Source organism: Desulforamulus putei DSM 12395 (assembly GCF_900129195.1).
Taxonomy (GTDB): Bacteria; Bacillota; Desulfotomaculia; order Desulfotomaculales; family Desulfotomaculaceae; genus Desulfotomaculum; species Desulfotomaculum putei.
Window position 1 is genome coordinate 472,494 of sequence record NZ_FQUY01000001.1, and the last position, 8,258, is coordinate 480,751.

Sequence of the window (8,258 nt, forward strand, 5' to 3'; positions counted from 1 at the left end):
AAAATTATAGCAGTTCAAGATTTTGCATGATGCTTTTGACCGACTCAATTTCACCGGCCGTTGCCTCAATCAGCGGCAGTCGAACACCACCCACCGCGAATCCTTTCAGGTTTAAAGCAGCCTTAACGGGGACAGGGTTGGTGGTAATAAACAGTCCTTTAAACAGCGGGAACAGACGTTTATGCAGGTTGGCTGCCAGGGTCGTATTGCCGGAGGTAAAGGCGTCAATCATTTCTTGTATTTGCTTGCCGGCCACATGGGCGACTACGCTGATGACGCCTTTGGCCCCCAGGGATAACATAGGCAGGGTCATGGAGTCATCGCCGCTGTAAATGGCAAAGTCCTCGGGCAGCAGACAGCGCAGTTCCGAGACCTGGTCGATATTACCGGCGGCCTCTTTAATGGCCACGATATTGGGAACGTCCGCCGCCAGCCTGGCCACCGTGGCCGGCAGTACGTTAATGCCGGTACGGCCCGGTATGTTATAAAGGATCACCGGCAGGCTGGTGCTCTCCGCCACCGCCCGGAAATGACGGTAAAGCCCTTCCTGGGAAGGCTTGTTATAATAGGGCGCCACCAGCATGACACCGTCACAGCCAACCTTCTCTGCCTCTTTGGTTAAGGCGATACTGCCGGCAGTATCATAGCTGCCGGTGCCGGCCACCACTGCTGCCTGGCCCCCCACCTCTTCCACAATGGCTTTGAATAAGGCAATTTTTTCATCCTTGGAAAGAGTCGGGGACTCCCCGGTGGTGCCGCAGACCACCAAACCGTCCGAGCCGTTTTCCACCAAATACCTGCTTAACTTTTTGGCATGGGCGAAGTTTACCGATAAATCGGGATTAAAGGGGGTTACCATAGCAGTAAGAACCCGCCCAAAATCAATGGCTGCCATTGACTATCACCATCCTTACTTATTTATTCCCAATCTGCAAACTACTGGTTTTTGCCGCTATAACCCAGTTCAAACTTCCGGTGCAGGGCACGGATGGCTTTATTCATATTCTCTTTCTCCACCAAAACCCAAATGGTGGTATGGGAGTCGGAGGACTGTAAAATCTCAATCCCTTCTTCAGTAAGGGCCTGCACAATACGAGCCATAACACCCGGCACACCGGTCATTCCTGCGCCCACTGTGGAAACCTTGGCACAATTGGCTCTCACCTGGGGGTAAATGCCCAGGTTTTCCAGCACAGCCACAGCCTTTGGCGCCACCTCGTCCTTTACCGTAAACATAATGATTTCCGGGCTGACATTGATAAAGTCAATGCTGATATCCGCCAGAGCCAGAGCTCTAAAAATACGCAAGGCCGGATCTTCCACCGCAAGATCCTTGACATGGATTTTAAATTGGGTCACTCCGGCGATATGGGTAACACCGCTGGCAATTCGGTCTCTGGTAATATCAATGGTGCCATAAACCTCATGATGACTGGTTACCAGGGTTCCCGGGGCATCGGAAAAGGTTGAGCGAACCCGGATGGGAATATTCTTCTGCATGGCAATTTCTACCGCCCTAGGGTGGATGACCTTGGCCCCTTCATGGGCCAGCTGGCAAATTTCATTATAGGTTACGGTATCCAAAATGCGGGCATCTTCTACAATTCGTGGGTCCGCCGTCATGATTCCTTCCACATCGGTATAGATATCAATGCATTCCGCATTGAGGGCCACTCCCAAAGCGGAAGCGGTGGTATCACTGCCCCCGCGGCCTAGGGTGGTAATTTCGCCTTGTTCACTGATGCCCTGAAAACCGGCCACTACCACAATTTTTCCCTGTTCGGCATGTTTAATAATATTTTTCGGGTCCACCCGGATAATCCGCGCATCGTTATGGTTGCCATCGGTAATGATGCCAGCCTGGGCCCCGGTAAGGAGAACTGCCTGCCTGCCCATTCCCTGCAGTGTGTTGACCATGGCCACACCGGATATAATTTCCCCGCAGGACATCAACATATCCATTTCCCTGGCCGGCAAATCCCGGTGAATGGACAGGGCAAAATGAAGCAAGGTATCGGTGGCATAGGGCTCCCCTGCCCGGCCGATGGCCGAAACCACCACCACCGGTACAAAACCTTCGTCAGCGGCGGCAATAATCCTGCCAGCCACAAGATCCCTTAACTCCTGAGTCACCAGGGATGTTCCACCAAACTTCTGCACAAGAAAACGCATGTTACTTCTTCTCCATTAAACAATCATATTTTAATAACAGTTCCGCAATTTGCACCGCGTTGGTTGCTGCGCCTTTGCGAATTTGATCGCCCACCACCCAAAGGTTTAAACCGTTGTCAATGGTATTGTCCTCCCGAATGCGTCCCACAAAAACCTCATCCCGATGGGAAGTAAACAGGGGCATGGGATACACATTGTTGGCCACATCGTCCTGAACAATGACACCCGGCGCCTGCGCCAGAATTTCTCTGGCCCGGGCAGCGGTCAATTTACGTTCGGTTTCAATATTGATAGATTCTGAGTGACTGCGATAGACCGGTACTCTGACGGTGGTAGCGGTCACTTGAATGTTGTTATCGTGCATAATTTTCCTGGTTTCTTTCACCATTTTCCATTCTTCTTTAGTGTAATCCATGTCCTGGAATACATCAATGTGCGGAATCAGGTTAAAGGCAATTTGGTGAGCAAATTTCTTGGGGGGATATTCCCTGCCGTCAAGAACCGCTTTCACCTGTTCGGTCAGTTCTTCAATGCCTTCTTTGCCGGCGCCGGACACCGCCTGGTACGTGGAAACCACCACCCGCTTGATGCCTGCCGCATCGTGAATGGGTTTTAAGGCAACCACCATGATGATGGTTGAGCAGTTGGGGTTGGCAATAATTCCCTTATGCCATGTAACGTCTTCCGGATTCACTTCGGGCACCACCAGGGGAACCTCGGGGTCCATCCGGTAATTGCTGCTGTTATCAATGACAACACAGCCACGTTCCACAGCCGCCGGCCCGAACTCCAGGCTGGCTTTGCCGCCGGCAAACAGAGCGATATCCATGTCAGTAAAGGAATCGGGGGTAGTCTCCTCAACAACATATTTTTGGCCCCGGAACTCAATTTCCGTTCCGGCGGAACGGGAAGTCGCGCACAGTTTCAAATTGTTAATTGGAAAGCTGCGTTCGTCTAATATATTTAAAATCTCCTGACCTACTGCTCCGGTAGCGCCGACCACAACAACATTGACCTTTTTCAAGTTCGCTTTCCCTCCTTGATATGAGTTTGATACCCCGATCCGGAATTAAATCAAGGCTGCACCAGGATGGGCTGTATTTGTTTCCCCTGTAAAGCGTGCTCTATGGTATCGATAATGAGATCCATACGACTTTTCAGGGAGTTTGGTTTTCCGGTGGGACTATCCTGACCAAATGGTACCATATAAATATTCTTGGTGTTAAGAAGCAAACCAAGATTTTTTGCATTCATCCCCAAACCGTCGTTGGTAGAAATCGCCAGAACAACCGGCCTTTGATTCCTTAAATGGGCTTTGGCCGCCATCAAGACCGGCGTATCGGTAATCCCGTTGGCCAGTTTAGCCATGGTATTGCCGGTACAAGGAGCAATGACGACCACATCCACCAACTGTTTGGGTCCCACGGGTTCAGCGCCGCTAATGGTATTGATGGGCTCCTTGCCGGTGATTTGTTTTAACAGATCACGCCATTTTTGAACTGTGCCAAAACGGGTGTCAATTGTGTCAACCGCAAAACTTACAATGGAAAAAACCTCTGCCCCTTCGTCTACCAATTCTTGAATTTTAGGCATAACTTCATCTAATGTGCAGTGGGATCCAGTCAGGGCAAAGCCAATACGTATTCCTTTTAAACGCATATGCCGCACCTCCGTAAGCCATTCCTTTAATGTCCGTTTTTCCGTACCAACTCCTGCGCCAACAGGGAAGGGATCACCTTGGACAGGATTTGACCGGCGGTTTTCGGCGCCACTTTGCCCGGCAGGCCCGGTGCCAGCAGGGCCTTAATGCCTAATCTTGCCGCAGCTTCAAAATCGGTGCCCCCCGGTGGGGAAGCCACATCGATAATCACTGCGTCCTCCCTTGCCTTGCTCAAAACGCTGTTATTTAATACCATAGCCGGAACCGTGTTAAAAATGATCTCCGCCCTGGCAATGGCGTCCGGCAGTTCTTGGAAGGATAAAGGCTCCATCCCCATCTCATAAATCCTGGCCCGGTGAGCGGCCGACCTGGTTACCACAGTAACCCTGGCGCCCATGCCGTGAAGCAGCCTAGCGATGCTGGCTCCGGTGCGACCAAATCCCAACACAAAGGATTTACTGTTGTGAATAGTAATGTCCGTATTCTCCATGGCCATTTGAACGGCCCCTTCTGCAGAGGGAATGGAATTAAGAATGGCCACTTCATCCAGATCCAGCACGGTAATCAGCTTGACATTGCTTCGCTGCACCATTTCCTTCAGCTTCGGTCGGGCAAATCCCACAAATATAGGGGCCTGGGGAGGCAGCTTTACCAGTAACGCTTCAGAAAGTACCAGAGGTTTTTCTTCATAAACACAATAAAGATTACCGTTTTCCAGTATACCTGGTACCGGCAATATTACTGCCTGAACGTCTGCCAATGCCTCTTCCAGGCTCCCGTAAAGGCTGACATGCGGGGGGTCGTGTTTAACCGGCAGGCCAACCACCCTTACATGTGCACCCAGGCGAGATAAGGTAGAGACCAGTACAATCTCCCTGGCGTCGCCGCCCAGGACGGCCACCTTAACCCCCTTTAAATCGGGCTGCATGATGTCCCCTCCTCTCAACCATCTATGACACACTACATGATATGAGACACCGGAGGGGGTGGTGCTTGTACGTACAGTCTTAACGGAGGTGCTGCAACATCCATATTTAGTTATTCAAAGAGCAGATTTTCCAGTCCATAAACCAGATGATCCAAAGCCATCACCTTGCGTACAGCCAGGATAAGGCCCGGCATAAAGGACTCCCTGGAGATAGAGTCATGCCGGATGCTTAATGTCTGACCGATACCTCCAAAAATCACCTCTTGGTGGGCAACAAATCCGGGCAGCCGCACGCTGTGAATACGCATGCCTTCAAAATTGCCGCCCCGGACTCCTTCAATTTTTTCAAATTCGCTGGGCATGCCCTGGGACATGTGCCCCCTGACAGCAGCAATGGATTCCGCTGTTTTCATGGCAGTTCCCGACGGCGCGTCCATCTTCTGGTCATGGTGTAGCTCAATAATTTCCACGTGCGGAAAAAATTTGGCCGCCTCCGTGGCAAACTTGATCATTAATAAAGCGCCGATAGCAAAATTAGGGGCAATCAATCCCCCAACCCTCTGAGCGGAGGCCAACTGTACAAAGCGTTCAATTTCTTCCGCGTTCATGCCGGTGGTCCCTATCACCGGTCTTACACCGGCATTAATGGCAATTTCAATGTGTCTTTGAACCACGCCAGGCCGTGTAAAGTCAACCAGTACATCCGGCCGGACATCCCGGATTACCTGTTCCAGGTCACCGGAAACGGTAACGTTTACTTCCGGCTTACCGATGTATGTCCCAATGGTATGGCCGCTGTCCCTGCTGTCCACCGCCCCTGCCAATTGCATTCCTTCTGCATTTACGATTGCTTTGCAGGACTCCTGTCCCATTTTACCCAGTGCCCCTGCAACAACAACTTTGATCATTAAAACACCGCCCTTTTCCATTTGTACATGAGTTTTTATGCAGAATTATTGCATTTTATTATCTATTACCACATTTATGCTTGTCAAGTTCAAACAAAAAAACCCCCGGAACGGGGTTTCTAATACTTGTACTTTTGAAAAATCGGATTGCACTGGTCCATTTCAACAATAATGACTTCCTCGCCAATCTTGCGGATACTTTCCCAGGGAATCACCATTTGCTGCTTATCCATCCACATATTAATAAAATTGCTCCGTCTCGGTAAGATGATGGAGCAAATGGTCCCGGACTCAACATCGATGGTGACATCCGATTCCCCGATAATGCCCAAACGGACACCATTATTAATGTTTACGATTTCTTTACCCACTAATTCTCCCAACCGCACGGCAAACCCTCCCTTACCTGAATTTAAATCTCTGCAAACCCTTCCTCAGGCGATTCATAAAGGGGCTTATGATGGCCAGGATAAAGGAAACGGCAGCCATTGGCTCCAAACTGACCACAGAAATGTTTACCCTGGAAGGTACGTCAATTTCCAAGAAGGTTGTTAACATCACCAGGGATAAGTAAATACCGCCGGCAGTACCCACCAGCCCCGCCAGGGATTCAGAAAGGGGGGAGGACTTGCTCTCCCCGATGACATCCCATTCCTTACGGTAGCGTTTAATTCTCATACGTTCCCTCAGTGAAAATACCACCAACAAGGCTACCAGCAGTCCCACAATCATACTTCCTACCAAATTCCTCCACCTCCCTGCTAAATCATATGAAGGCGGTGGACAAATATTCCCGCTAAAATAAAAATCCCCTGTTGTCAGGGGATTTTGTTAATCTCTCAAGGTATCCAGAGCGTTTTTTAACTCGCCACAGTCCTGCCAGGGACCGATGGCGGCCATGGAAAATTTATCCGGTTGGAACAACTGGGAAGCCACCCGTACGGTATCTTCAACGGTGACCCGGTTCAGCTTTTCTACAATCTCCTCCGGGCTGTACACTTTTCCCAAGTACAATTCGGATTTGCCAAGGCGGCTCATGTGGGTATTGACACTCTCCAGGGACAGCAAAAGATTGCCCTTCAGCTGATCTTTGGCCCTTTGCAGTTCTTCCCTGGTTACGCCGTTCTTTTTGATGTCCTTGATCTCTTTAAAGATCAGTTCCATGGCCTGGTTTACATTTTGCTTGCTCAACCCGGCATAAATTCCAAAGATCCCGGTGTCGTAGTAGGAACTATGGTAGGAGTACACCGTATAAACCAGCCCCCGTTGTTCTCTGATTTCCTGGAACAGCCTGGAAGACAGCCCGCCGCCCAGGACAGTGTTAATGACCTGGACGATGTAGATAAGATCGTTGTCCAAACTTAAACCGGGGGCCCCGATCACCATATGTACTTGCTCGGTTTCTTTGTTACGGCAGTTCACTTGTGAGGTGTGATTTGGTTTTTGCAGCTGCCTGTTGATACCGTTGCCCTTTAAGGTGCCAAACAGCGGGGACAATTTCTCCACCACCTGCCGGTGGGTAATGTTGCCGGCCACAGAAATGACCATCCGATTGGGTGTATAATAATCCTTCATATAGGAGCGGAGGTCCTGGTAATTCAAACCGGATACCGTTTCCGAAGTCCCGATGATGGGCCTGCCCAAAGGGTGACCGGACCAGATGGTTTTGGCGAACATATCATGGACAAGTTCATCCGGGGCATCCTCATACATCTTGATTTCTTCCAGGATCACATTTTTTTCCCGCTCCACATCCTGCTCGGAAATGTTGGAATGGAACAACATATCCGTCAGAATGTCCACCGCCAGATCAAAATGTTCATCCAGCACCTTGGCATAATAACAGGTATATTCCTTGGTGGTAAAAGCGTTCAGTTGGCCGCCTACGGCATCCAGTTCTTCGGCAATTTGCTTGGCAGTTCGATGTTTGGTTCCCTTAAACAACATGTGCTCGATATAATGAGAAATACCCGCATTGGCGTCACTTTCATCCCGGGATCCGACATCTACCCAGATCCCCAGGGCAACAGAGCGGACATGGGAAACCTGCTGTGTAAGAATTCTTACTCCATTTGGTAGTACTTCTTTTTGGTAAAACATTACAACCCCCCCTGGAAGCGCAATTAACCAATCTTTCGCCAATCATTATAAAAATCCTTTTAAAATTTTGACCTGGCAAAAAGGAAGACACGGAAATTTAAATCACTGTAAGTATGCCCCAATCCGGTAAGTCTATTAATTTTTCCTGTTATCTTCCTTTTGCTCTTCAGGGAGGTTCGTAACAGCTACCTTATTTCCGACAATACTTGATAAAACATAACAAATATAATACAATAAACTTATGGAACTATTAACCATAAGCAAAGCGGCAAAGAAATTAGGTGTACATCCGAACAGCCTGCGCAACTGGGAGAAGCAAGGTTTGATCAAGCCTGTCCGTTTACCTGGCGGTCAGCGTCGGTATTCCATGGACGAACTAAACAGGCTTTTGCAATCCGGCCAACTGGACGCCGGGCAGGAAGGCGTCGTCCTGTACGCCCGGGTGTCCACCAAAAAGCAGGCGGATGCCGGCAACTTAAACAGGCAACTG

At 49.7% G+C, this 8,258-nt stretch carries 10 protein-coding genes; 1 reads left to right on the forward strand and 9 read right to left on the reverse strand.

What is annotated here, in order from left to right; translation table 11 throughout:
• Positions 1 to 4 precede the first annotated feature (4 nt).
• From dapA to BUB67_RS02220, 9 genes are all read right to left on the reverse strand, one after another.
• Positions 5 to 895 (reverse strand): 4-hydroxy-tetrahydrodipicolinate synthase, encoded by an 891-nt coding sequence (gene dapA / locus BUB67_RS02180; RefSeq protein WP_073234976.1) that lies wholly within the window; start codon positions 893 to 895, stop codon positions 5 to 7.
• A gap of 41 nt (positions 896 to 936) precedes the next feature.
• Positions 937 to 2,172: an aspartate kinase gene (dapG, locus tag BUB67_RS02185; RefSeq protein WP_073234979.1), complete on the reverse strand. Its 1,236-nt coding sequence runs from the start codon at positions 2,170 to 2,172 to the stop codon at positions 937 to 939.
• A gap of 1 nt (position 2,173) precedes the next feature.
• A complete protein-coding gene (locus tag BUB67_RS02190) occupies positions 2,174 to 3,196 on the reverse strand; it encodes an aspartate-semialdehyde dehydrogenase (RefSeq protein ID WP_073234983.1) in 1,023 nt (340 codons plus the stop codon).
• A 50-nt stretch (positions 3,197 to 3,246) separates the two neighbouring features.
• A complete protein-coding gene (locus tag BUB67_RS02195; RefSeq protein WP_073234987.1) occupies positions 3,247 to 3,831 on the reverse strand; it encodes a dipicolinate synthase subunit B in 585 nt (194 codons plus the stop codon).
• A gap of 26 nt (positions 3,832 to 3,857) precedes the next feature.
• Entirely contained in the window at positions 3,858 to 4,760 is a 903-nt protein-coding gene (gene dpsA / locus BUB67_RS02200) for a dipicolinate synthase subunit DpsA (RefSeq protein ID WP_073234991.1), read from the reverse strand.
• Positions 4,761 to 4,870: 110 nt separating this feature from the next.
• Positions 4,871 to 5,668, reverse strand: a complete 798-nt coding sequence (dapB, locus tag BUB67_RS02205; protein WP_073234994.1) for a 4-hydroxy-tetrahydrodipicolinate reductase — start codon at positions 5,666 to 5,668, stop codon at positions 4,871 to 4,873.
• A 119-nt stretch (positions 5,669 to 5,787) separates the two neighbouring features.
• Positions 5,788 to 6,057, reverse strand: coding sequence for a YlmC/YmxH family sporulation protein (locus BUB67_RS02210; RefSeq protein ID WP_073234997.1), 270 nt, complete (start codon positions 6,055 to 6,057; stop codon positions 5,788 to 5,790).
• Positions 6,058 to 6,070: 13 nt separating this feature from the next.
• Complete coding sequence (locus BUB67_RS02215) at positions 6,071 to 6,400, reverse strand: hypothetical protein (protein ID WP_416358826.1); 330 nt, start codon at positions 6,398 to 6,400, stop codon at positions 6,071 to 6,073.
• Between the two features lie 99 nt (positions 6,401 to 6,499).
• Positions 6,500 to 7,768: a M16 family metallopeptidase gene (locus tag BUB67_RS02220; RefSeq protein WP_073235003.1), complete on the reverse strand. Its 1,269-nt coding sequence runs from the start codon at positions 7,766 to 7,768 to the stop codon at positions 6,500 to 6,502.
• A 241-nt stretch (positions 7,769 to 8,009) separates the two neighbouring features.
• Between BUB67_RS02220 and BUB67_RS02225 the strand changes: the two genes are divergently transcribed.
• On the forward strand, positions 8,010 to 8,258 hold a 249-nt coding region (locus BUB67_RS02225; protein ID WP_073235102.1), incomplete at its 3' end, for a MerR family DNA-binding transcriptional regulator.